21 protein-coding genes and 1 pseudogene are annotated in these 24369 nt (G+C 51.5%); 17 read left to right on the top strand and 5 right to left on the bottom strand.

Features of this window, described 5'->3' with window-relative positions:
* Window positions 1-60: 60 nt before the first annotated feature.
* Both BUA28_RS02315 and BUA28_RS02320 read left to right on the top strand, forming a co-directional pair.
* Window positions 61-1011, top strand: a complete 951-nt coding sequence (locus tag BUA28_RS02315) for a homoserine kinase (RefSeq protein ID WP_072766511.1) — start codon at window positions 61-63, stop codon at window positions 1009-1011.
* Between the two features lie 54 nt (window positions 1012-1065).
* Window positions 1066-1821, top strand: a complete 756-nt coding sequence (locus tag BUA28_RS02320) for a BPSS1780 family membrane protein (protein WP_072766512.1) — start codon at window positions 1066-1068, stop codon at window positions 1819-1821.
* Between the two features lie 45 nt (window positions 1822-1866).
* Here the strand turns inward: BUA28_RS02320 and BUA28_RS02325 are convergent, their stop codons facing one another.
* Window positions 1867-4101, bottom strand: a complete 2235-nt coding sequence (locus tag BUA28_RS02325) for a UvrD-helicase domain-containing protein (RefSeq protein WP_072766513.1) — start codon at window positions 4099-4101, stop codon at window positions 1867-1869.
* 310 nt (window positions 4102-4411) lie between these two features.
* On the bottom strand, window positions 4412-5284 hold the full coding sequence (locus BUA28_RS02330) for a phosphoribulokinase (RefSeq protein ID WP_072766514.1): 873 nt from the start codon (window positions 5282-5284) through the stop codon (window positions 4412-4414).
* Between the two features lie 281 nt (window positions 5285-5565).
* Between BUA28_RS02330 and rplM the strand changes: the two genes are divergently transcribed.
* From rplM to erpA, 6 genes are all read left to right on the top strand, one after another.
* A complete protein-coding gene (rplM, locus tag BUA28_RS02335; protein ID WP_025040412.1) occupies window positions 5566-6000 on the top strand; it encodes a 50S ribosomal protein L13 in 435 nt (144 codons plus the stop codon).
* Between the two features lie 4 nt (window positions 6001-6004).
* A complete protein-coding gene (rpsI, locus tag BUA28_RS02340; protein WP_072766515.1) occupies window positions 6005-6397 on the top strand; it encodes a 30S ribosomal protein S9 in 393 nt (130 codons plus the stop codon).
* A gap of 346 nt (window positions 6398-6743) precedes the next feature.
* Entirely contained in the window at window positions 6744-7772 is a 1029-nt protein-coding gene (gene argC, locus BUA28_RS02345) for an N-acetyl-gamma-glutamyl-phosphate reductase (RefSeq protein ID WP_072766516.1), read from the top strand.
* Between the two features lie 191 nt (window positions 7773-7963).
* On the top strand, window positions 7964-8698 hold the full coding sequence (locus BUA28_RS02350; RefSeq protein WP_072766517.1) for a DUF6776 family protein: 735 nt from the start codon (window positions 7964-7966) through the stop codon (window positions 8696-8698).
* 10 nt (window positions 8699-8708) lie between these two features.
* Complete coding sequence (locus BUA28_RS02355; protein WP_072766518.1) at window positions 8709-9122, top strand: bactofilin family protein; 414 nt, start codon at window positions 8709-8711, stop codon at window positions 9120-9122.
* Between the two features lie 56 nt (window positions 9123-9178).
* Entirely contained in the window at window positions 9179-9547 is a 369-nt protein-coding gene (gene erpA, locus BUA28_RS02360) for an iron-sulfur cluster insertion protein ErpA (RefSeq protein ID WP_072766519.1), read from the top strand.
* A 37-nt stretch (window positions 9548-9584) separates the two neighbouring features.
* Here the strand turns inward: erpA and BUA28_RS02365 are convergent, their stop codons facing one another.
* Together BUA28_RS02365 and BUA28_RS02370 are read right to left on the bottom strand one after the other, a co-directional pair.
* On the bottom strand, window positions 9585-10685 hold the full coding sequence (locus BUA28_RS02365; protein WP_072766520.1) for an anhydro-N-acetylmuramic acid kinase: 1101 nt from the start codon (window positions 10683-10685) through the stop codon (window positions 9585-9587).
* A 50-nt stretch (window positions 10686-10735) separates the two neighbouring features.
* Window positions 10736-12091 carry a M23 family metallopeptidase gene (locus tag BUA28_RS02370; protein WP_256598205.1) on the bottom strand — a complete coding sequence of 452 codons (1356 nt, stop codon included), beginning with the start codon at window positions 12089-12091 and terminating at the stop codon, window positions 10736-10738.
* A 406-nt stretch (window positions 12092-12497) separates the two neighbouring features.
* Between BUA28_RS02370 and BUA28_RS02375 the strand changes: the two genes are divergently transcribed.
* From BUA28_RS02375 to BUA28_RS02415, 9 genes are all read left to right on the top strand, one after another.
* A complete protein-coding gene (locus BUA28_RS02375) occupies window positions 12498-13655 on the top strand; it encodes a sensor histidine kinase (protein WP_072766521.1) in 1158 nt (385 codons plus the stop codon).
* Between the two features lie 141 nt (window positions 13656-13796).
* Window positions 13797-15284, top strand: coding sequence for an apolipoprotein N-acyltransferase (lnt, locus tag BUA28_RS02380; RefSeq protein WP_143148423.1), 1488 nt, complete (start codon window positions 13797-13799; stop codon window positions 15282-15284).
* Window positions 15285-15459: 175 nt separating this feature from the next.
* Window positions 15460-16365, top strand: a complete 906-nt coding sequence (glyQ, locus tag BUA28_RS02385) for a glycine--tRNA ligase subunit alpha (RefSeq protein ID WP_072766522.1) — start codon at window positions 15460-15462, stop codon at window positions 16363-16365.
* On the top strand, window positions 16362-18497 hold the full coding sequence (gene glyS, locus BUA28_RS02390) for a glycine--tRNA ligase subunit beta (protein ID WP_072766523.1): 2136 nt from the start codon (window positions 16362-16364) through the stop codon (window positions 18495-18497). Before glyQ ends, glyS begins: the two co-directional genes overlap by 4 nt.
* 1 nt (window position 18498) lies before the next feature.
* The gene (gene gmhB / locus BUA28_RS02395; RefSeq protein WP_072766524.1) at window positions 18499-19032 is read left to right on the top strand and encodes a D-glycero-beta-D-manno-heptose 1,7-bisphosphate 7-phosphatase; all 534 of its coding nucleotides are present in this window, start codon (window positions 18499-18501) and stop codon (window positions 19030-19032) included.
* Window positions 19029-19778, top strand: a complete 750-nt coding sequence (locus BUA28_RS02400; protein ID WP_176767830.1) for a lysophospholipid acyltransferase family protein — start codon at window positions 19029-19031, stop codon at window positions 19776-19778. The genes gmhB and BUA28_RS02400 overlap by 4 nt, the downstream gene beginning before the upstream one ends.
* A 93-nt stretch (window positions 19779-19871) precedes the next feature.
* Entirely contained in the window at window positions 19872-20651 is a 780-nt protein-coding gene (locus BUA28_RS02405; protein ID WP_256598206.1) for a M48 family metallopeptidase, read from the top strand.
* A gap of 345 nt (window positions 20652-20996) precedes the next feature.
* Window positions 20997-22676, top strand: coding sequence for an AAA family ATPase (locus BUA28_RS02410; RefSeq protein WP_072766525.1), 1680 nt, complete (start codon window positions 20997-20999; stop codon window positions 22674-22676).
* Between the two features lie 45 nt (window positions 22677-22721).
* Window positions 22722-23597 carry a DNA adenine methylase gene (locus BUA28_RS02415; protein WP_072766526.1) on the top strand — a complete coding sequence of 292 codons (876 nt, stop codon included), beginning with the start codon at window positions 22722-22724 and terminating at the stop codon, window positions 23595-23597.
* A gap of 163 nt (window positions 23598-23760) precedes the next feature.
* Here the strand turns inward: BUA28_RS02415 and BUA28_RS16160 are convergent.
* Window positions 23761-23892, bottom strand: a pseudogene (locus BUA28_RS16160) (ATP-binding protein); the annotation flags it as partial.
* Between the last annotated feature and the right edge of the window lie 477 nt (window positions 23893-24369).

The following is a 24369-nucleotide window of genomic DNA, read 5'->3' on the forward strand; positions in this document are numbered from 1 at the left end:
TTGATTAAAGGCAGCGAGATTCTTCTCCCTGTTGCTGCTTAGCCTTCTTTGCTCCCGTTCATGTCCGTCTATACCACCGTCACGCAGCATCAGCTTTCCATTTGGCTGAAAAACTACTCTCTCGGGTCCCTGATCGATCTGCAGGGCATCTCCTCGGGTATCGAAAACACCAATTATTTCGTCACTACCAATCACGGCAAGTACGTTCTCACCCTGTTTGAAAAGCTGAGCTTTTCCGATTTGCCCTATTACCTGAACCTGATGGCCTATCTGTCACGCCATGGCATTCCGTGCCCCAGCCCAATTGCTGATCTCGACAATAAATTTCTTGGCGAGCTCAACGGTAAACCGGCGAGCATCGTCACCTGCCTGCGCGGAAAATCTCAGGAACATCCGACTACCCTGCACTGCGCGGAAGTCGGCGAACTCCTGGCAAGCCTGCATTTATCTGGCCTTTCCTATCCTGAGAAAATGGAGAACTCGCGCGGACCAAAGTGGTGGAAGGCCACGGCGCCTGATGTTATGCCATTTCTTAATGCGGAGGACGCGAAAGTTCTTCGGGAAGAATTGCGTTTTCAGTCGTTGTATCGTTTTGAAAACCTTCCCCGCGGCGTAATTCATGCAGATCTGTTTCGCGACAATGTCCTGTTCAACGACAACGCGATGGGCGGCGTGATCGATTTCTATTTCGCTTGCAACGATGTCTTGCTGTACGATCTCGCCATTGCCGCCAACGACTGGTGCCTGAACGAAAATGGCGAACTGGACGCGACACGTACATCGTCTTTACTCCAGGCGTATCACCGCACCCGCCCGCTGACTGTCAACGAACGCGACGCCTGGCCGGTGATGCTGCGTGCCGCGGCTTTGCGCTTCTGGTTATCGCGGCTCCAGGATTATCATTTGCCGCGCATGGGCGAACTCACTCATGTCAAAGACCCTGCCCACTTCATGCATATACTGAAGAACCACGCGTCATCCCAAGCCACACTGAAGCCGGTTTGGGTTTAAGTATAAAACTGCGGTTACGTTTTGCGGCGGGCACAGCCCTATCGGAGATAAAAAATGCAAGTCAGGCAAGTCGATGCGAAACAGGGGTGGCAGTGGATAATGACTGGCTTTTTTTTGTTCCGCAGAGCTCCTCTGGTATGGATTGTCCTGTGCGCCACCTTGCTGCTGATCGCTGCCACGCTAGCGCTTATTCCAATAGCAGGACAATTTATTTTCACTTTGCTCTCGCCGGTGTTCCTGGCAGGCGTGATGATAGGATGCAAAACACTGGAAGAGGGCGGCCGACTGGAGATTACCCACTTGTTGGCAGGCTTTCGCGGCACTGCATCTCCGTTGATTACGATAGGGGGAATCTATCTGGTAGGGCAAGTGCTGATTGTTGGGGTGTTCATGCTGGTCGGAGGCGACGTACTGATGGGTTTGTTGCTGGAGGGGAAAAGGGTCGATGAAAATGAGTTGCAGAATGTATCAGGGGATATGCTCTCCGCATCCCTGGTGGCGCTCGTGTTGACCATTCCGCTTTTGATGGCTGTCTGGTTCGCACCACTGCTGGTAAAATTCGGCAATATGCGGGCCTTGGATGCAATGCGGTCCAGCTTTATTGCCTGCCTGAAAAATATCGTTCCACTGCAGGTTTACGTCATTACGCTGGTAGTCGTCATGACGATACTGATAATGCTGGCAAGCGGTCTGCTAGGCCCTTCGCTAATAGTACAGCTGGCAGTAATCACGGCCGTGTCTCCGACCTTGTTCGCTTCCATTTTTGCAAGCTACCGCGACATTTTCCAGGACTCGGCGGAAGCCGTATAACAATTCTTCAAAACAGCTCTTCAAAAGCTCCAATCTATCCCGGCTTCATGCACCGACCAGCTTGGCATACTCCAGCAATAACCACTTTGTGCCAGCACGGCCAAACTTGACCTCGACGCGAGCGTCTGCGCCGCTTCCTTCGCAATTGACGATTACACCTGCACCAAACTTGGCGTGCACAACATTCTGTCCTACTCGCCAGGGCGATGTAGGCGAGTCGTGCCTCGCTGGCTGCTGGATTGGCTTGCCATATCCATGACCGTAATCCCCGAGGCTCGATTCCTGATTCCGGATTCCTGCCTTCTGCGGCGGCTGTAACCACTTCAGCAAGCTATCCGGAATTTCCTTCAAAAACCGCGAAGGAATGTTATAGCGCGTCTGACCGTGAAGCATGCGGCTTTGGGCGAAACTCAAATACAACCTTCGCCGGGCCCGGGTTAACGCGACATACATCAACCGCCGTTCCTCTTCCAGGCCGGCTGCTTCGTTACGACTGTTATCATGTGGAAACAGGCCTTCTTCCAATCCACTCAGAAACACGCTGTGAAACTCAAGACCCTTGGACGAGTGCACCGTCATCAACTGCAGCGCATCCTCACCACCGCCAGCCTGATGCTCGCCCGCTTCCAGCGACGCATGGGCAAGAAATACCGTCAGGCTATCATCCTCCGCCTCATGTACGAAGCTGGCGGCAGCGGTGACCAATTCATTCAAGTTTTCCAGCCGGTCGGCTCCCTCGCGTTCGGCGCGATAATGCGCCACCAGCCCACTATGCTCCAGAACGTGCTCCACCACCTCCGGTAGCGGTAACTTCTCGCATACGTGACGCATCGATTCGATCATCGCGACAAAACCGCCAATTCCTTTCTTTGACTTCTCCGATCCCTTACCGCCCTCGGACCTGGCAGGGGTTTTATCTTCCGCCTCCGGTATGGAAAACGCTCCACCTCCGCATTTCTCAATCATTGCTTCCCAAAGGCTTCCACCTTGCCGCTTGGCTTCATCCTGTAACTGTTCCAGACTTCGCATACCGATTCCGCGCGCAGGAAAGTTTACAATCCTCAGCAGCGCATTGTCGTCGCCCAGGTTGACCAATAGCCGAAGATACGCCAAGGCATGCTTGATTTCCTGCCGTTCGAAAAAACGCATTCCGCCATAGACCCGATACGGCAACGAGGCATTGAATAAAGCATGTTCCAGTACCCGCGATTGCGCATTGGAACGGTAGAGCAATGCCATCTGGGACAGCGCCACACCTTCCGCACGTAGCGATTTTGCTTCACCTACGATGAATGCAGCCTCATCAAAATCGGTCGGCGCGTTATACACGCGTATCGGTTCGCCATGGCCCTCGGAAGTCCACAGATTCTTGCCCAGCCGACCGCTATTGTTGCGTATCAGCGTGTTGGCGGCATTCAGTATATTGCCGTGCGAGCGATAGTTCTGCTCCAGCTTGATGATTTTTGAAATACGAAAGTCGCTTTCAAACTCCTTCATATTGCCGGTGTTCGCGCCGCGAAATGCATAGATACTCTGGTCGTCATCTCCAACGGCAAATACTGCAGCCTGTTCGCCGGCGAGCAACCTTAGCCATTTGTATTGCAGACGACTTGTGTCCTGAAATTCATCCACTAGAATATGGCAGAAGCGGCTACGATAATGCTCGCGAATGATTTCATTCCGGCTCAGCAGCTCATAACTGCGCAGCAGCAGCTCAGCAAAGTCAACCACGCCTTCCTTATTGCATTGCTGCTCGTAGAAATGGTAAAACTCAACCGCCTTCCGCGCAAAATCGTCATAGGTTTCAACCTGCGATGCTCTCAACCCCTCGTCTTTTGCGTTGTTGATGAACCATTGGACCTGCCGCGGCGGAAATTTTTCGTCATCCGCGTCCAGATTCTTCAGGATGCGCTTGATTACTGCCAGCTGATCAGCGGAATCCAGAATCTGAAAAGCCTGCGGCAATCCGGCATCCTGATGATGGGCGCGAAGCATGCGATTGCACAAGCCATGGAACGTGCCTATCCACATACCACGCGTATTGATCGGCAGCATTGAAGAGATGCGGGTGAGCATTTCCTTCGCCGCCTTGTTGGTGAAAGTGACGGCCAGTATGCCATGAGGACTCACCTGGCTGGACTGGATTAAATAGACAATGCGGGTAGTGAGTACCCGTGTCTTGCCGCTACCCGCACCCGCCAGCACCAATGCCGACTGATGCGGCAAAGTGACCGCTTCGCGTTGTTCAGGATTCAGTGCGGAAAGAGAAGGAGAAGGCATTATGGAAAGGGTTTCCGATCAGATATTCGGGAATGATCTTGAATCCCGAAATTGGGCAAAGGCTCAGTGTGCAGTGAGGGCACGATGAGTCCTGTATAACTTGACTATAACTGCTGCGCTCGGGATTATCCGCGTTTATGCAATTTGGGAGTAGTCGAGCAAAAAGAAGAAAAAGAAGATATGGCGCCACTATAAATTCCAGCTTCGAAGCATTATGTAGCGCTATCGGTGTGTAAAACGACAGGCAATCCATTAAATGAGCCGTTGAAGCGGGGCTTTATAGGGCGCCCTTATCGATAATATTACATGACTATTTGCTTCGGCTTTTCCTCACCAGATCCAGAATAAGCGGCGTTAGAACCAATTCTATCGCCAAACCCATTTTACCCCCCGGCACTACAATTGTGTTCGGACGAGACATGAATGAGTTGTGAATCATCGAAAGCAGATACGGGAAATCGACGTTCTTGGGGTCGCGGAATCGAATCACGACAAAACTTTCGTCCAGGGTAGGTATATCCCGAGCAATAAAAGGATTGGACGTGTCCACCGTTGGTACACGCTGGAAGTTGATATGCGAACGTGAAAATTGCGGCGTAATGTAATGAACATAATCATGCATGCGCCGAAGAATGGTGTGTGTTACCGCCTCAGCCGAATACCCCCGCGCATTCATGTCGCGATGAATTTTCTGTATCCATTCCAGATTGACAATGGGCGTAACACCTACCAGCAGATCGACATATTGCGTAACGTCGACGCTATCGCTTTTCACCCCGCCATGCAAGCCTTCGTAAAATAACAGATCTGAACCGGGCTTTATCGGTGACCATGGGGTAAAGGTGCCCGCTTTTTGCTGGTATGGCGCAGCTTCTTCATCATTGTGCAGGTACAAGCGAACTTGGCCGCTGCCGCTCTCGCCATATTCCTTGAAAAGAGCTTCGAGCTTCTCGAATTCGTTAGCTTCGGGACCAAAATGGCTGATGGCGTGACCGCCATCCTTCTCCGAATCAGCTACGGCGTTTTTCATTCCGTCGCGATCGTAGCGATGGAAGCTATCACCTTCTACCACCGCAGCAGTCAGTGTCTCGCGCCGAAATATATGCTCGAAGCTATTCTTGACCGTCGACGTACCCGCGCCGGACGACCCGGTAACGGCGATGACGGGGTGCTTTTGTGACATACAGACTTTCTCCTCAGGATAATAAGATGTTCATAGGGCGTGCGTCAGTGGATTTGCTGATTTCAGCAAATCTCGAGCAGCGTAATGATAACTGTTTTTTTAATAATTTTGGTGGCAACGGTTGAGGATAAAGTCATTTCACGCTTGCTTGTAAGCAAATAGCTTGCGGACAATCTGTTTTTTCTTATAGGGAAAATTCCCGGGTAAATACTCAAGTTTGACATTCACAGGTCTCTGGCATAGAATGCGCCGCTTTACTGAAATAAGCAGGGGTAGGTTTTGTGAAAACCTTTTCAGCCAAACCACATGAAGTAATCCGCGACTGGTTTGTGATCGATGCAGCCGACAAGGTGCTGGGACGTCTCGCAGCAGAGATCGCCCATCGTTTGCGCGGCAAACACAAGCCCATTTTCACTCCACACGTGGATACCGGCGATTTTATTGTTGTCATCAATGTCGATAAGCTACGCGTGACCGGCAATAAAGCGGAAAACAAGACTTATTATCGTCATAGCGGTTACCCTGGCGGCATTTACGAAACAAGTTTTGCGAAAATGCATGCACGTTTCCCGGGTCGTCCCCTGGAAAAGGCAGTCAAGGGTATGCTGCCGAAAGGTCCGCTCGGGTACGCAATGCTAAAGAAACTTAAAATCTATGCGGGTGCTTCCCACCCGCACGCGGCGCAACAGCCGCGTCAACTCGAAGTCAGGGCTTGATACCATGAGCACAACCTATAGTTACGGTACCGGCCGCCGGAAAAGTGCGGTGGCGCGGGTATTCATCAAACCTGGAAAGGGGTTGATCACGGTCAACGACAAACCGGTTGACGAATTTTTTTCCCGTGAAACCGGGCGCATGGTCGTCCGTCAACCACTCGAACTGACGGGAAATCTGACGAGTTTCGACATCCTGGTCAATATCCACGGGGGCGGTGAATCGGGTCAGGCAGGCGCGGTGCGACATGGTATTACCCGCGCATTAATTGATTTTGACTCGACGCTTAAACCTGTATTGAGCAGCGCTGGACTTGTCACACGTGATGCACGTGAAGTGGAACGGAAGAAAGTGGGTTTTCGCAAGGCACGCCGGCGCAAGCAATTTTCGAAGAGATAAGCGTTGTACGATGCTATACAAAAAGCCGCCCGCTTCTGGCGGCTTTTTTATTTGTTGCTTATAATCAATCGATGAGATTCACCTCCCCTGCCAAGATAAATAATCGGACAAAGCTTCAATCCCACATTAGAGACTATGGGCTCGAATTGATCCGTCATGAGGCGCCACTGAGATCCGTGCAAATATCCAGCTCGAAAATGAGGTTGTATCAACGAATTTTTTAGCGACATCAGGAGTGCTGTGTTAAAGCAGGGGAGCCGATGGCGAAGCGGATGCTCACGAGCAAGTTTCATTCTGAAGCTTGCTGCATGCAGCCTGACGCGTCCTTTTAAAACCTGGAGACACCATGCTTAAAATTGGTATCGTAGGCGGAACCGGTTACACCGGCGTGGAATTGCTGCGCATTTTGTCGCAACACCCTGAAGCGAACATCCAGGCCATTACTTCACGTAAAGAAGCAGGTATTGGCGTAGCTGAACTGTTTCCCAATTTGCGCGGACGGGTATCGCTCAAGTTTTGCGATCCCGCGGAAGCAGGATTGGAGAAATGCGATGTGGTCTTCTTTGCCACCCCCAACGGTATCGCCATGCAACAAGCCCGATCCTTGCTTGCCGCAGGGGTGCGCGTGATAGACCTTGCCGCGGATTTCCGCATCAAGGATGTGGCGGTATGGGAAAAATGGTACGGCATGCCTCATGCCTGTCCCGACCTCGTGGCGGAGGCTGTCTATGGCTTGCCGGAAATCAATCGCGACAAAATCAGGAGTGCTCGGCTCATAGCGAATCCCGGCTGTTATCCAACCGCCGTGCAACTGGGCTTCCTGCCCTTGATCGAGGCCGGCATTGTCGATCTCGACCACCTCATCGCAGACGTGAAATCCGGCGTCTCCGGTGCGGGACGCAATGCGGAAATTCATACGCTGTTTGCGGAAGCAGCTGATAACTTCAAGGCCTATGGCGTGGCGGGACATCGTCATTTACCCGAGATCCGGCAGGGCCTGTCGAATGTAGCCACACGTCCGGTCGGGCTGACATTCGTGCCGCACCTTACACCGATGATTCGTGGCATCCACGCCACACTATATGCAAGACTTGCGGCAGATATCGATTTGCAGGCTTTATATGAGCAACGATACGCCCACGAACCATTTGTTGACGTGCTTCCGGCAGGTGCTCATCCCGAAACCCGCTCAGTGCGCGGCTCAAATCTTTGCCGGATTGCGGTCCATCGCCCGCAAGGCGGCAACATGGCAGTTATACTGTCGGTAACAGACAATCTTGTAAAGGGTGCGGCGGGACAAGCAGTGCAAAACATGAACCTCATGTTCGGCTTGCCGGAAACCCTGGCGATCAATCATGCTCCATTACTACCTTAAGTATTCATTGAATAAATCTTATGGAGGACACAACGACAACAACCGTGTTAACCCGGCAATAAGGGTATTAACCCAGTCTTTATTTCGACCGAACGAGAATACTTCATCCATCTTGTTTGAGTGCTTTTCTCCAATACTTTTAGTGGCGCTGGGTCTCGGTAATTCGCTGCCGCACGGCATAAGCTTGGGTTATGATCAAATCGTTTAAAAGAAAATCCGGCATCTCTGCGTCGCGAGTGGCGGTTCGCCCGCAAACCCCGGCGTATGTCCGATGGTTGGCCATTGCCGCACTTATCCTGCTGGCGCTTGGTTTGTCCTGGGGAATGTATGACGCCGGGCGCAAGTTTGCTGGTTTCGACAAGAATGAGGTAACGTATGAGCTGGATCGGCTAACCCAGTTAAACGCCGACCTTCAGCGAGATAATGAGGAGCTGCGTGTCAGACTTGCCGGACTTGATCGTCAATTGCAGATGGACCTCGTGGCACGAGAAGATATCGCCAAGCAGGTGAAGACGCTGGAACACGAGAATACCCGCCTGAAAGAAGATCTCGCATTTTTCCAGAATCTTGGGTCAGCCCCCGGAAAAAACGAACAACGGATTTCCATTGGCCGCTTAAAACTGGAACGAGGCAATTTCCCCGGAGAATACCGTTACAGCTTGCTGCTGGTCCAAGGCAAGCAGCGCCCCGGCGATTTCCATGGTAGCCTGGAATTCACCATCAATTTCGAGCAAGATGGTAAAAAAATAGCGATGCCACTCGCAGATAGCACATCAACGACAGAGGTTAGCTTCAAGTTTTACCAGAGAGTGGAAAATATCTTCCGCATGCCGCCCGATGCCACCGTGGAAAGTATGCAGGTGAAAGTGTTTGAAAAAAACGTAGCCCAGGCTAAGCTGGTGCAAACCGTCAATTTGTCTTTGTGAAGGAGAGAAAATGTTTGGGAAGAAGACGGGCAAGCCCCAGAACCAGATCGATTCGCTCATAGGTGCAGGCACCCGCATCGACGGCAATATAAGCTTCAGTGGAGGTTTGCGGGTAGATGGCCATATCAAAGGTAATATTACCGCGCTGGGCGACAAACCCAGCACTTTAGTGCTAAGCGACGAAGCAATCGTCGAAGGGGTAATCCAGGTCTCTCACGCGGTTATCAATGGCACGGTAGTCGGTGCCATACAAGTGAGCGAGTATGTGGAACTACAAGCCAAGGCCAGAGTCTCTGGAGATATACACTATAAAACCATGGAAATTCAGCTTGGCGCATCCGTTCGAGGAATGCTGCATCACCAGGATACGATGCAGCTCGACAACAAGGTGGTGACGCTAATACCGGCTTCCCACAGTGATTGACCGTTGTTTGATAGCAGGGGATAATTTTTCTTGATTAATTTTATTTGCGACTCAATATGAACGCGCCAGCAGACTCAAATTTAGCCGCAGAAATGCAAGTTCCCTTGAACTTTACCGATAATGCGGCAAGCAAAGTCAGACAATTGATTGAAGAAGAAGGGAACAATGAGCTCAAACTGAGAGTATTTGTAGCAGGTGGAGGATGCTCCGGTTTCAAGTACGGCTTCACGTTTGATGAACTGACGAGCGAAGATGACACGGTAATCGAAAAGAACGGCGTGAAACTTCTGGTAGATCCGATGAGCTTTCAGTACCTGGCGGGAGCGGAGATCGATTATCAGGAAAATGCCGAAGGTGCGCAGTTTGTTATCCGAAACCCAGGCGCTGCCAGCACTTGCGGTTGCGGGTCTTCATTTTCTGTTTAGGTATAGATAAGACAGGCAAATTTAGGCCGGGTAAAACCTAAGCCGGGTAAATTGCACCAAGCAACCTGGCGCCCTTGGCGCCGGTTACCGCAGGCAGATTGCCGGGAATTCCCTGGATGACTTGTTTGGCCAGCCAGGCAAAAGCAAACGCTTCCAACCAATCCGCATCGATGCCAAGGCTGTCTGTCAATTCCACTTTCCTGCCAGGCAGTGCTGTTCGCAGCGCGTCAACCAATAACCCGTTACGCGCTCCACCTCCGCACAAGTAAATTTCTGCCGCATCTGGGAAATAATCGAATACCGGCCTGGCAATCCCCAATACGGTTAACTGCAGCAAGGTGGCCTGTACGTCCGCCGGCGCCTCTTTTCCAGATAAGCAACTCTCCAGCCAAGCGAGGTTGAATGTTTCTCTTCCCGCGCTTTTGGGGGGCGGAAGAGAAAAAAATGGAAGCGCCAGAAGTTTTTCAAGCAGACTCTGTATTATTCTTCCAGACCCGGCCCATGAGCCATTTTCGTCATATATCTTGCCGGTATGTTGCAGGCACCAGGCGTCCATCATCATATTGCCAGGTCCGCAGTCGAACCCGATGACTTCTCCATTGGGCGGCAGGCTGGTGAGATTACAAATCCCACCGATGTTGACAACGAGACGGTGAATTTGAGGATGGGTGAACAAGATATGATGAAACGCCGGGACCAGGGGCGCGCCCTGGCCTCCCGCGGCTATATCACGACTTCGAAAGTCCGCCACCACAGTGATGCCGCTGAGTTCAGCCAGCAATGCAGCGTTGCACAACTGGATAGTGTAACCTCTTCCGGATTCCGGGCAATGACGCACCGTCTGGCCGTGACAACCGATTGCGATCACCTCCTCTGGCCCTACGTCGCTTTCGCTAAGTAAGCCCGCTACCGCCTCTGCATAGCGTCGTGCAAGCTCATTGCCAAGCATGGCGGCAGTATGCAGTTCATCATGACCAGGATAATGCAGGTCAAGCAGTTGACCGCGAAGGGCTGCGTCGTATGGCAGATAAAAGGTGTGCGACAGCAACGGGGGAGACGGACTCAAGTCGGCCAGCACCGCATCTATCCCGTCCAGACTGGTGCCGGACATGAGTCCAATATAGTAAGCGGCTTTCAAATTCTTCCGCCTGGACGCCTCTGGGTATCTACCTAAGAACTAGCTCAAGACTAGTCCAGGAATGCGAGGCTGGTGCCACGCAGCGCATCCAGCCTGGCCATCGACGACTTTGTATATTCGTAAAACGCGGACATTTGCCGGGATGAGACGGGATTGGCGGTCGGCATCGCCACCTTCAAAGGGTCACGCTGGACGCCCTTGAACCGGAATTCATAGTGTAGATGTGGTCCCGTCGCCATTCCGGTTGAGCCGACATGGCCGATAATGTCGCCCTGGCGGACGTGCTGCCCTTTTTTCAAACCCTTCGCGAAAGACGACAAGTGGCCGTAAACGGTGGAATAAGACCCCTGATGCTCCAGGAAGATGACATTACCGTACCCATCCTGCCAGCCCGCGACTGCCACGATCCCATCGGCAGCAGCCTTGACTCCGGTGCCCGTTGGGGCGGCATAGTCGATCCCTTTATGAGCACGCCATGTTTTCAGGATCGGATGGAAACGACCGCTGGAAAAACCGGAACTGATGCGGGAAAATTCCAGCGGCGAACGCAAGAATGCTTTTCGCAGGCTCTTGCCGTCGGGCGTGTAATAACCGCTTTCCCCGTTTTCCACCTGGAAATACAACGCCCTGTAAGGCGTTCCCTGGTTAACGAACTCCACCGCCAGTACTCGACCTGCCCTTGCGGGTTCGCCATTGCCATAGAGAGAATCATATACCACCGTAAAACGGTCGCCCTTGCGTAAATCCCGATGGAAGTCAATCTCGGTGGCTAAAATATCGACAATCTGGGTAGCAATACTGTCAGGCACACCCGCGCTGTCGACGGCAGCAAACAGCGAGCTGTTTATTACGCCGGATTTCATCTGGATATGCGTCTCCAGCTTTGCCGGTTGTTCGCTTAACTTGAAGGTGCCAGCAGCTTTTTCCATCACAAGCTGCTCGCTGCCGCCCGGAAAATAGCGGAGTAAAAGCAGCTCGCCCGCTGCCGTGGTTTGCGCATGCATCGTTTTGCCGGCTACCAATTGATGCACTGCCTTGATATCTCTTGTATCCCGTAGAAAACCGGTTGCGTCCTGAGTATTCACGTTAAGGCGTGAGAGTAGCGTTGCAATCGTGTCCCCGCGCTGAATGCGTTCCTGGCGCCAGAATGTCATATCAACGTCAGAAGCCACGTGAGTTTCAGGAAGCTCGAGGCTGAGAACGACCTGCTCGATGGGTAATTCTTCTACGGAGGTATCCGGTGCGATACCAAAAGCGGCCATCATGCCGAACAAGGGAAAACTGGATAACAGAATGAGCCAGCGCAGCCTTTTTTTTGTCAACATCGGCGGCTTTTGCGCTAGAACACTATTTTTGTCGCCCTGCATGCTTTCCCCCACGACCATTGAGGGCATAGAGTCTAACATAAAATTTGTCCTGCACGGGAAATGCAGACCCAATTAACCGGGAGTCTAAGTGGAGTCGAGACATACCCTTGATATCGGTTGATCCCTAATCAACCTTGCCAAGGTTTTGCGACGTCACCCGATGCAACGCAATAACAAGCATATCTCTGGAAACCGCCTCCCAGTATCGGGACTCCATGTTTACTTTTCGGTTCAACGCGAGCTATTGTATAATTCCATTGTTTCAAGAATCACTGAGTAAATCGCTACCTGAAGCTCGAAAACTCCAGCGGGCGATCCGCCTTTTTCTCGAATTCAAGAGACATCTTTAGCGTAGTTGTTCTTCGAATCGCGCCGATCTGAACCGCCACTTCCAATCCGTTGCATGGGCATTTAGCCCCTCTGCGCATTTTCAGACGAGCATAGTATGTCTACAGAAGACCTTACGCTTGATTTACTGACGTACCATGCATTTCCCCGTCTTGCTTCGGCGCTGCGGTCACGCTCCGATGTCATCATACAAAAGTGGGAAACCGCCGTGCGTGCCATGCTGCCTGCCGCCGATGAACTCACGCTCCTACAGCTTCGAAATTCGCTGCCCGCGATTCTGCAAGAAATCATCGATGTATTTGAGTCAAACAAGCCTCATGAAACCCGCGAACTCATAGAAGGCAGCAAAAGCCATGGCTCTACGCGCTTTCACGAAAGCTACAGCATAAGAGAGCTGATTATCGAATACCAGCTGCTGCGTAGAATAATCATAGAACAAATTTCAGAGGACCTGAACGAGGTACTGGACACCAGAAGCACCGTGGCCTTGAACATGGCGATAGATACAGCGCTCCAAAGCGGTGTGGTTACGTTTACCGAAGACCTGCAACAGCAGATTAAAGCCTCTGCCGAGGCCCAGTCCAAATATCTCTCCTTCTTGTCGCATGATCTTCGGAATCATCTCAACCGGGCGACACTTCATCTGCAGCTTCTCGCCGCAAAGCTTGCCCAGTCTCCGGAATATTCCGAGAGCGTAGAGGATATCCGATCAGTCAATCGATCCATTTTGCAGACAATATCGGGGATGGATCGAATACTACAGGCAGAACAGCTCCGGCAAGGGTCGATGGAGCCCGATATCCAGCCTGTGGATTTGAATTTCGTGCTAAAGGACGTCGCAAAGCAGTTGTATCCTGAAGCAAAATCCAAAGGGCTGGAGTTGGATGTGGACGTGCCCGAAGATGCCCGGATAGGGAGCGATGAAGGTCTGCTGACTCTTGTTTTACATAACCTGCTTTGCAATGCAATAAAATACAGCGCAAAGGGAAAAATAAAAATAACAGCCCGCAGCAGACCAGAAGGCGAAGAAGGAGGGTGGGTAGTCAGCATTAGCGATCAAGGGCCCGGCATCGCTCCGGAAAATTTGCGGCATCTGTTCGAGGCCTTCAGGCGCGGCAATACGTACGGCACCCCTGGAGTAGGACTGGGATTATCCATTGCATCCCACGCGACCAAACTACTGGGCGGCATGTTGGAAGTCGAGTCGAAAGTCAATGACGGATCGACCTTCCGATTAGTTCTTCCTCAGCGATGACCACTCGTCCCTTTTATACTTTCCCGGTTTTACGGGTTCGCTCGTTATCGCAATTATTTTTGATGGACCCGATGCGCCGGGCCAGCGGATCGGCCGCTCCAGGCATCAGGCCGACGGGATGAGTTATTGAAGCAATTGAATATAATCCGCACGGAATTTAGTATTTCCTTTCTGGTCGGCGCACTTACCGTTCTCGGTTTTGCGCCGTTTTATCTTTTCCCGATCCCGCTTTTCACGCTCGCGCTGCTATGCCGTTTTTGGCGCAGAAGTGCGACGCCCTTCAATGCGGCAATGCTGGGCTTTTCTTTTGGCATGGGCATGTTCAGCGCGGGGGTGACCTGGATTTACGTAAGCCTGCATGATTTTGGCGGCATGCCGATGGCGGCCGCGGTGCTCGCGCTATTTGTCTTGTGCGCTTATCTGGCGCTGTTCCCGGCGCTGACAGGCTGGATACTGAAAAAACTTCCAATCGCTTCGGCCTATGTATGGTTTTTGGTTGCCGGCGCGCTGTGGGGACTCTCCGACTGGCTGCGCAGCGTACTGTTCACCGGTTTTCCGTGGCTGACATTGGGTTATTCGCAAGCGCCGCAGAGCCCACTGGGCGGTTTTGCCCCAGTAATAGGCGTCTATGGCGTGTCAATGATACTGGTCTGCAGTTCGGCGCTCTTGTGCCTGTTTTTTGAAAAAGAATTCCGCAAAAAAAGTTATCTGCTCACGCTGTTCGCTATCTGGGTTGCCGGCTTCGGCTTACAGCAAGTCCGGTGGACTGAACCACAAGGCGAGCCGGTGACGGTGAGCCTCCTGCAAGGGAATATCTCCCAAGACCTGAAGTGGCGTGCGGATCAACTCGTGAATTCCCTGGAAAGGTATGCCGCGCTTACGCTTGAGAGCAACAGCCGCCTGATCGTCACGCCGGAAATTTCCATACCGCTTTATCGTAAGGAGGTGCCGGCGAGTTACCTCGAACAACTCGCCGCCCATGCGCGGCGGAACGACGGAGACATCCTGGTGGGCATGGTCGAAGTGCCGGATGGTAGCCACGGATTCTATAATTCCATGTTCAGCTTTGGCACTTCGCCTGATCAGAGTTACCGAAAACACCATCTGGTCCCGTTCGGTGAGTTTATTCCATTGAAATTCCTGTTCGGCTGGGTCGTCAATGTATTTCCATTGTCGGACTTCTCACGCGGCGGCCTTGACCAGAAACCCATGAATATTGCCGGGCAAAGGGTGGCAGTGAACATCTGTTATGAAGATGTATTCGGTGAGGAAATAATTCAGCAACTACCGGAAGCCACACTGCTTGCCAACGTCAGCAATGATGCCTGGTTCGGCCGATCCATCGGTCCGCGTCAGCACTTGCAGATTTCACAAATGCGCGCGCTGGAAACCGGGCGTTATATGCTGCGTGCCACTAACACAGGCGTGACCGCCATTATCAACGAGCGCGGTATCGTGCTACAGGAAGCGGAAGTGTTTACCACAACCGCGCTCCACGGCCTGGCGCAGGGCTACACCGGTGCAACACCCTATGTCCGGTTCGGCAATAGTCTGCTATGGGGACTTGCCGGAATAATACTTTTGATCGCCCTGTTGCCGGTTTTTCGCGGCAGGCGTAAAAACCTGTAAAATCCCACTGTTGTGGTTATTAAACCTAAATCCGGTGGTTGACCGCTCATTCGATAGATCAGCGTTATGATTAATAACAATATTTCTTATTAGTTGACGCTTATCTTCCGGATGAGGGCGCTACGGGACTACCGGATTTAGATTAAATCCACCATCACAATTTCTCAGGCGTTTCATGCGTACATTCCAGGAAATTATTCTCACCCTGCAGCATTATTGGGACAGGCAGGGCTGCGCGCTGCTCCAACCCTATGATATGGAAGTGGGCGCGGGCACTTCGCACACTGCGACCTTTCTTCGTGCCCTCGGCCCCGAGCCCTGGAAAGCGGCTTACGTGCAGCCTACCCGGAGGCCCAAGGATGGCCGCTATGGGGAAAATCCTAACCGCTTGCAGCACTATTATCAGTTTCAGGTTGTTCTGAAACCGGCGCCCGGCAATATCCTGGAACTGTACCTCGGTTCGCTGGAAGAGCTCGGCTTTGACCTGAAACAAAACGATATTCGATTCGTCGAGGATGACTGGGAAAATCCAACTCTGGGCGCCTGGGGCCTGGGGTGGGAAGTGTGGCTGAATGGCATGGAAGTGACGCAGTTTACGTATTTTCAGCAAGTCGGCGGCATAAATTGCAGGCCGATTACGGGCGAGATCACTTATGGCCTGGAGCGCCTCGCGATGTATTTGCAAGGTGTGGAGAATGTGTTCGATCTCATCTGGACAAAAGGGCTCTCCTACCGCGATGTATATCATCAGAACGAGGTTGAACAATCCGCCTACAATTTCGAGCACAGCGACGTTGATTTCTTGTTGGCTGCCTTTTCGAGTCACGAAAGACAAGCCAGATATCTGGTGGAACATGGGCTGGCATTGCCGGCTTACGAGCAGGTGCTGAAAACAGCGCATTCTTTCAATCTGCTGGATGCACGCGGTGCGATTTCCGTTACGGAGCGGGCGGCATACATGGCGCGAATTCGCGACCTCGCCCGCAGCGTAGCGGAAGCCTATTATGAGAGCCGGGAACGCCTCGGTTTTCCCATGGCGCCACGCGAGTGGGTCGAGCAGTTGACGGAGAATGTCGCTTGAGTAACACAGCCAGAAGCGTGCTTATAGAATTGCTGGTCGAGGAACTGCCACCGAAGTCGCTGAAACAGTTGGGCCAGTCATTTGGAACATTATTGTTCCAGGGATTACAAAAACTGCATAATCTTGGAGACGGCTCGCAACTGACCACATTTGCGTCTCCCAGACGTCTTGCCGCCCATATCACCAACGTTCTGGACATTGCTTTGCAACCCCCGCAGAAAGTAAAACTCATGCCGGTATCCGTCGGGGTGGGTGCGGATGGCGAATACACTTCGGCATTTCATAAGAAGCTGCGGCAAAGCTGCGGATACCGTGATGATGTACACCACAGCGTTCTCGAGGTACGAATTTCACGGGAATTTGAGGGAAAGACGGAATTTCTATTCCACACTGATGTGGCTGTCGGGGTACCTGTAGCCGTAAACGTGCAACAAGTTCTGAGTACTTTGATCACTAGACTTCCGATCGCCAAACTGATGACCTATCAATTGGCCGATGGCTGGACGACGATATGTTTTGTGCGTCCCGCACACGGTCTGGTAGCGCTGCATGGCGATGAGACCATACCGATCGGCGTGCTGGGCTTGACTGCCGGACGCGAGACACAAGGACATCGCTTTGAAGCCGGGACCAAGGCGGTCGTGCTGCGAGATGCGGACTGTTATGCGCAACAGCTTGAAAGTGAAGGCGCGGTCATTCCCGGTTTTGCTGCGCGGCGCAATGAGATAGTGCGGCAGCTTAACGTGGCTGCCGCGGCGGAGGGTCTGAAACCGGTAGAGGACGAAGCCTTGCTGGATGAAGTGACCGCGCTGGTTGAACGCCCTAACGTGCTGGTGGGCAAATTTGAATCCGAATTCCTGGATGTGCCGCAGGAATGCCTGATTCTGACCATGAAAACCCATCAAAAGTATTTCCCCCTGCTGGACGCAAACGGCAAGCTCTCTCCTAAATTCCTGTTGGTTTCGAACATCCGGCCGGCGGATCCCAGCCATGTCATCGATGGAAATGAGCGAGTGCTGCGCTCACGCCTGGCGGATGCGAAATTCTTTTTCGACCGGGATCGCAAAAAAAAGCTTTATTCACGTGTGGCCGGTTTGGATAAGGTCGTTTACCACAACAAGCTCGGCAGCCAGGCGGAAAGGGTGGAACGGATATGGGCGATTGCGCAGGCGATAGGCTTGCGCCTGGGCGGTAATGAGCTTGCGGCGCAGGCAGGAGAAGCGGCAATGCTATGCAAGGCGGATTTGCTCACCGACATGGTGGGTGAATTTCCCGAACTGCAAGGTATCATGGGACGTTATTATGCCAAGCACGACGGGTTGCCGGATGACGTTGCGTTTGCCATCGAGGATCACTACAAGCCACGGTTTGCGGGCGATGAATTGCCGCGTAACATGACCGGCACTTGCGTGGCATTGGCGGATAAGCTGGAAATGCTGATTGGCATGTTCGGTATTGGGCAAATTCCAACCGGTGACAAGGACCCGTTTGCGTTGCGCCGTCATGCGTTAGGTGTGACTCGCATCCTGATCGAAAAAAAGCTCCATATCGCCCTGGAAGAAATGATCAAGATTTCGAGCGGGGTCTTCAATAACAAGATTAAATTTGGCGACACTGAATCTCGCCAGTTGCTTGATTTCATCTACGAACGAATGTCCAGCCAATTGCGCGAACAAGGTTACTCACCACAGCAGATCGAGGCAGTTATTGCGAAAAGGCCTCAATTATTGATGGAGATTCCGCAACGTCTTGCTGCGGTACGCGCTTTCTCCGCCTTGCCCGAAGCTGAAAGCCTGGCGATTGCAAATAAACGTGTGAGCAATATTCTGAAAAAGGTTGAAGGTTCAGTCAGCGGCGCGGTGAATGCCGAACTGCTACAGGAACCCGCCGAGCGGGCGCTGCATATCGCGCTCAACAGTGTGATGCCTAAAGCTGATGTTGCTTTCGATCGAGGAGAATTCAGTTTGGCGTTACAGGAACTCGCGGTGCTAAAAGCACCTGTTGATGCATTTTTTGACAATGTGCTGGTGAACACCGAGGACCCCGTGCTGCGCGCCAATCGCCTCGCGTTATTAGCCCAGCTACAGCAGGCCATGAACCGGGTCGCCGATATTTCAAGACTGGTGGCTTGAAGTGAAACTGATCATCCTCGACCGCGACGGCGTCATCAATTATGACAGTGACGCTTTTATCAAGACGCCTGACGAGTGGAAACCCATTCCCGGCAGCCTGGAAGCTATCGCCCATCTCACCCAGGCAGGTTATCGCGTCGTTATTGCAACCAATCAGTCGGGCATCAGCCGGGGATTGCTGGACATGGTGACCCTCAACGCCATCAACGACAAGATGTGCAAGGCGGTCAATCAGGTAGGCGGACGCATCGATGCCATGTTTTTTTGTCCTCACTCCAATACGGACAAATGCAATTGCCGCAAGCCGGCGACCGGAATGTTCAAGGAGATCTCCGATCGCTTTGGCCTGGAGCTGAACGGCGTGCCGGCGATAGGCGATTCGCTTCGTGATTTACAGGCCGCAGCCGAAGTCGGCGCCATACCGATTCTGGTACTTTCAGGCAAAGGTAAAAAGACCAGGGCGAAGGGAGGGTTGCCGGAGAACACGCGGATTTTTTCGAATCTTTCAGCGGCCGTTGATGCGCTGACACAATGAACTCGATTTTGGTAGTGCTCCGCTCGACGCTATACGGTCTATTGCAAATCATCATTACACCGCTTTATTTTGTAATCATACTTGCTTCGTTTCCGCTCTCCCCGCTCAGCCGCTATCGCATCACTTCCGGCTGGGCGCACCTGATGCTGTTTTTGCTCCGTGTTATCTGTGGCATCCGGTATCGCGTGATCGGCGCGGAACATATTCCTCAAACGCCTGGCATTGTGCTCTCCAAGCATCAATCGGCTTGGGAGACACTCGCGTTTCAGGAGATATTCCCGCCGCAGGTGTGGGTCCTGAAAAAAGAGTTGTTGCTGGTTCCGTTTTTTGGTTGGGGATTGGCCATGACCAGCCCCATCGCGATCGATCGCAGCTCGAAAAAAGCGGCACTGAAACAGATCGTCAGCCAAGGGAAAGACCGGCTCAAGCGAGGTTTCTGGATCGTGGTTTTCCCGGAAGGCACGCGCATTGCGCCTGGCGAAAAAGGCAGATACGGCATTGGCGGCGCATGGCTCGCAACACATACCGGCGCGCCGGTCGTACCGGTGGCGCACAACGCGGGACGGTTCTGGGGCAAGAATGCGCTCATCAAATTGCCCGGCACCATCACCGTAAGTATCGGCGCGCCCATCGATCCCACGGGGATGGAGCCTGGCGACCTCAACGCCCGCGTGGAATCATGGATTGAAGCAGAGGTGGCACGCATCGATGATCCCACTTCAGGCAATCGCGAATCCGGCCGTTAATTCCATCGCGTTTCAGTTCCACACTTATGACTGTTAAAGTTTTTTTCAACTTGACCTTCACTTGGTGAGGTTCCTATTTCCGGATTCAGGATAATGCATGACGAAAAGAAACCACTGCCTCGACGTTTAAACCAGCGTCCAAAAACAAGCAAACTTGCAGCAAGCGAACAGCGCCGTATTAACCTGAATGGCAAGGATGTCGCGTATGTCCTCATGCGCTGCCGGCGCAAAACCATCGGCATGAAAATCAATAGCGAGGGGTTAACGGTTCGTATTCCGCCGAGAGAACCATTGTGCTGGGTCGAATCAGTATTACAAAAACGAGCCGATTGGATCGTAAAAAAACTCGACGAATGGAAGAATAAAAAATCGAGCAAGCCTGAGTGGGCCGAAGGCGCGATTTTTCCATTGCTGGGCGAGCCTTGGCAGGTGACGATTACTACCGACGGGATTGTCCAAATGGTTCCGGCCATGGTGAATGCAGGGGTGGAAGAGGAAAACCAGTTGAAATTGCCGCTCCCATCCATGCTGACCGCCAACCAAATCGAAAAAGCGGTGATGAACTGGTATCGCCATCACGCCATGACATGCTTCAGCGAACGCATCGTACTGTATGCGCATAAGCTCGGCGTGGCGTTGCCACAACTACGATTATCGCGCGCAAGAACCCTATGGGGTAGTTGCAACTCGCGCGGCATAGTCCATCTCAACTGGCGGCTGATCCAGAAGTCGCTCGACTTGGTGGATTATGTCGTCGCGCACGAGTTGTCGCATCTCATTGAAATGAACCACTCCAAGGCGTTTTGGCAAACGGTGGGGAGCGTATATCCGGGTTATGCGGCGGCCAGGAAGAAATTGAGGGGGGTTGGGTGATGGTGAGATCGGGAATTGCATTCCTGATCTGAAAGCTGTGCCAGAAGCAGTCGTTACGCCGCGCTATAGGAATCTCCTACAGGTAGGCATCAGTAAGCACCTGATATACAGACGTAAGGAAAAATTTTTCGACAAAAAATTTATGCTTGATATGTAAGGAGCTTTATACCTCTTAGTCGTAATTAAAATGCTCGACTCAGCCAAAGCCACAGAGAAAAATCGAAGCGTTCTGAAAATGAATACAGGTTCTGTGGTCGGAGTAAATATCCGAACATCAGCACTGTATTGAATCATGAGCTCACTGAGAAACTTCGTTGTCGCACAGGAAAATTGAAGAAGGTAGCAATGCCCAAGACGTTACTAAAAAAGCTCGTCATCAAAAAGTTCCGAGCACTGAACAACGTAAATATTGAGTTTGGAACTCATGTTACCGTTATATGCGGGAAAAATGGAACTTCTAAATCATCCATCCTTGGTATTGCTGCGCAGATTTTTAGTTTTGAAAAAAACTACCTAAAGGACGAGCAACTGCGATTTCAAACTATAACTGGATCGAACTTCAAATCATTACCCTCTGAACATTTTCGTTTCTCCGATAAGTATGATGTACCTGGATCATTGGACGTAGCGGTTGAGCTACACGATGGCTACAGCGATAACGATGCCACTGCCGAACTTGGATTATTCAGTCGAGGATCTTCTGCTAGACCAGTTGTTCGAAAGAACACAACCGCAGAGAAAGGGAGGGAAAGTCGCAATTTCACACATCCAGTTATTTTTCTTAGCCTAAAAAGGTTGCAGCCAATCGCCTCCAGAGAATATAAGGTTCGCGATTTCGAGTACTTAAGCGCGCATGAGCAGCAGTTCATCAACCTGAACAATCAGTTGCTCAACAAAACATCGTCTTCTGCAACAGGCACAGGTGGTTCGATCAACTCAGCAGTCGCACACGCAGAAAACTACGATCAAGATTCTGTGTCAGCAGGAGAAGACAATGCTGGACAAATCGTTTTGGCGCTGATGTCCTTTAGAAAGCTAAAGGAAGAATATTCCGATTACAAAGGTGGTCTTCTGCTTATCGATGAGGCAGATGCGGGATTGTTCCCAGCAGCACAGACAAAACTGCTCGAGATACTAGAAAAAGAATGCAACGATCTTGAGTTGCAAGTAATTATGACTTCCCATTCTCCGACCTTGATCGAACGCACATATGATTTAAGCAAAAAATATCAACGAAAATTCAAAACGGTGTACCTGAGCGATACCTTTGGTCCTGTTCAGGCTATGCATGACATTTCTTGGCCAGGAATTAATTCCGACCTGCTCACCACAACAGTTGCAGCCCCAAATGAAATTTCCTTGCCAAAAATAAATGTCTATTTCGAAGATAAAGAAGGATGGAATTTTTTCAACACGCTGCTATTTCGGCACAAAAGTAAGAAATACATCAATCAATTGGATGACGTGTCACTTGGCTGCGCCAACTACATTCAACTTGTGCGAAAAGGCGTTCCGGAATTCTCAGCCAAGAGCATCATCATTCTAGATGGCGATGTCGAAGGAATAAAGAGTCTTAACTCGATTATTCTGCTGCCAGGGCCGCTGCCGCCCGATCAACTTATATTTGAGTTTTTATACAACCTACCCCCAAGTGACGAACTCTGGAAAAATACAATCCACTTCACACGACCTGTATTTACTAATTGCGCATCGAAGATAATAAGTACTCTGTCTATTACCGGCAACCAACTCAACCTCAAATCACTTGTCGATTCCTTCAGCAAAAGTAATACAACAGAACCGAAAGTCAAGCTTAGAGAGGTATTTAAGGATTTTTATAAAACTCCTGATTTTCAAAATTTCCTTACCCAAAAGGGAAAGAATAATCCTTGGAAAAGATGGGCTTACGACAACCAAGCCGCCAGCCAAGAATTTAGATCACTTTTTACAAAACGCCTCGCCAAGACGATGCGAGATGGCTATGGCGTCGACGAGTCAAAGTTAATTTTTCTAGAAAACAAATAAGTTACACAGAGATACCTGGACCTCATTCTTTGAGATAATCCTCTCATGTACTCTAATAAGCTTTACACACCTCTGCGCTACCCTGGCGGAAAGGCACGCTTCGCACCCTTCATTGCGCGAGTGATGGAAGTAAATGGATTAACGGGCGGCCATTATCTTGAGCCGTATGCTGGTGGTGCGGGCGTTGCACTCGAGTTGCTATATGATGGCCATGCAAACCATGTACACATCAATGATTTGGATTCTGCAGTCCACTCCTTCTGGGTTGCGGTAACGAAGAAACCCGAGGAAGTGCTGAAGTTACTTCATGATACGCCTGTCACTATGGACCAATGGTTCAAGTGGAGGTTAGTTTTGCGTGGAGAGGTGGAGGCCGACTTGGTTGAGCGCGGCTTTGCGACTTTGTTTATGAATCGCACAAACCGATCTGGGATCCTGAAGGGCGGCGTCATTGGTGGTTTAGCACAAAGGGGGAGCTATAAGCTTGATGCCAGATTCAAGAAAGACGCGTTAGCTGCAAGGATACGGAAGATCGCGGACCATGCGAGCCAAATTACGGTTTATAGCGAGGATGCTTTGGCTCTGTTGCAGCGCTGTGGGACGTTCCTGCGCAAGGAGTCGCTAATTTATCTAGATCCGCCCTACTATGTAAAAGGGCAAGGTCTGTACCGGAATTTTTACATGCACGACGACCACCTCAAAATCGCAACGGCACTGCAATCCAACCGATTCATGCTGCCATGGGTGGTGTCCTATGATAACGCTACCGAAATTTGCGATATGTACCGGCTTAGCAAGTGTCTTTCGTATAACTTAAACTATACAGCTCAAAAGCGCTATGTCGGCAATGAAGTGATGTTTTTCAGTTACGAGCTTCTCGTTCCTGAAAATGAGATTCCGCAGTCGAAGCTGATTGCATAATAGAGAAAAGAGCTATTTCTCTCATGTCAAGGTGTTGCGCGATGACTTGCGGAGAAAGATTGCTAAAGTCCCCAGAGCGAGTGTCCTTTCAAGTGGCAATTGATATGGGGCAATAACGCGCGCTTGCTGTCGTTGATGTGGAGACCATCTAAAGAATTTGAGGCTACACGCCGATTGTTATTTCGGCGACCTTCACGTGGCCGGCTTTGCGTTTATCCTTGAGCCGGTAGCTTTCCTTGCACATCTGCACGATATGTGCGTGATGCCGCAACCGAGCCAACATGGCGTCATCAAGGTTGGATCGTCGGCGGCGCAGTACCTGCGCACAAGGGCGAGCATTGTTCTTAACGTTTAGGATCTTCTCCAGGAAATCGGATCTTCTCCAGGAAATCCTCATCCAATACCTGAGTCGCTGCCCGCGGCGATGTCGTTGTCAAGCGCGCTCATTCAACGCCGTCAGCCTTTGCTGCCGGGCTGCCTTGTCCAGCCTGGCTAGTGCCAGCCGTTCCAGCAACCCCGGCGTCCTGCATTTACCTCTCGTTCTTGCCCGAACGGGTCGCGTCGTATCGATCCCTCCGCCCCTACATATGCTTCCACTCCAACAGAATTGGCCAGCGGACTCGTGCATCATGTTGACTTCGTTTTCGATGGGTGAACCGCCCGAGTCGCTCTGTTGGCTCTCATTTTAGCGGTGCAGAAGGCCTCCTCCATCCCCTTGACAAAGATGTGGTCTTCACATATTCTTCACACACGCCTCACAAAAACTTCACAA

It is taken from the genome of Nitrosospira sp. Nsp11, assembly GCF_900142705.1.
GTDB lineage: Bacteria > Pseudomonadota > Gammaproteobacteria > Burkholderiales > Nitrosomonadaceae > Nitrosospira.

Excerpts from the sequence above, each read along its gene's own strand:
- BUA28_RS02315 (WP_072766511.1), top strand. The coding sequence starts at position 61 with ATGTCCGTCTATACCACCGTCACGCAGCATCAGCTTTCCATTTGGCTG.
- BUA28_RS02320 (WP_072766512.1), top strand. The coding sequence starts at position 1,066 with ATGCAAGTCAGGCAAGTCGATGCGAAACAGGGGTGGCAGTGGATAATG.
- BUA28_RS02325 (WP_072766513.1), bottom strand. The coding sequence starts at position 4,101 with ATGCCTTCTCCTTCTCTTTCCGCACTGAATCCTGAACAACGCGAAGCG.
- BUA28_RS02330 (WP_072766514.1), bottom strand. The coding sequence starts at position 5,284 with ATGTCACAAAAGCACCCCGTCATCGCCGTTACCGGGTCGTCCGGCGCG.
- rpsI (WP_072766515.1), top strand. The coding sequence starts at position 6,005 with ATGAGCACAACCTATAGTTACGGTACCGGCCGCCGGAAAAGTGCGGTG.
- argC (WP_072766516.1), top strand. The coding sequence starts at position 6,744 with ATGCTTAAAATTGGTATCGTAGGCGGAACCGGTTACACCGGCGTGGAA.
- BUA28_RS02350 (WP_072766517.1), top strand. The coding sequence starts at position 7,964 with ATGATCAAATCGTTTAAAAGAAAATCCGGCATCTCTGCGTCGCGAGTG.
- BUA28_RS02355 (WP_072766518.1), top strand. The coding sequence starts at position 8,709 with ATGTTTGGGAAGAAGACGGGCAAGCCCCAGAACCAGATCGATTCGCTC.
- erpA (WP_072766519.1), top strand. The coding sequence starts at position 9,179 with ATGAACGCGCCAGCAGACTCAAATTTAGCCGCAGAAATGCAAGTTCCC.
- BUA28_RS02370 (WP_256598205.1), bottom strand. The coding sequence starts at position 12,091 with ATGTTAGACTCTATGCCCTCAATGGTCGTGGGGGAAAGCATGCAGGGC.
- BUA28_RS02375 (WP_072766521.1), top strand. The coding sequence starts at position 12,498 with ATGTCTACAGAAGACCTTACGCTTGATTTACTGACGTACCATGCATTT.
- glyQ (WP_072766522.1), top strand. The coding sequence starts at position 15,460 with ATGCGTACATTCCAGGAAATTATTCTCACCCTGCAGCATTATTGGGAC.
- BUA28_RS02400 (WP_176767830.1), top strand. The coding sequence starts at position 19,029 with ATGAACTCGATTTTGGTAGTGCTCCGCTCGACGCTATACGGTCTATTG.
- BUA28_RS02405 (WP_256598206.1), top strand. The coding sequence starts at position 19,872 with ATGCATGACGAAAAGAAACCACTGCCTCGACGTTTAAACCAGCGTCCA.
- BUA28_RS02410 (WP_072766525.1), top strand. The coding sequence starts at position 20,997 with ATGCCCAAGACGTTACTAAAAAAGCTCGTCATCAAAAAGTTCCGAGCA.
- BUA28_RS02415 (WP_072766526.1), top strand. The coding sequence starts at position 22,722 with ATGTACTCTAATAAGCTTTACACACCTCTGCGCTACCCTGGCGGAAAG.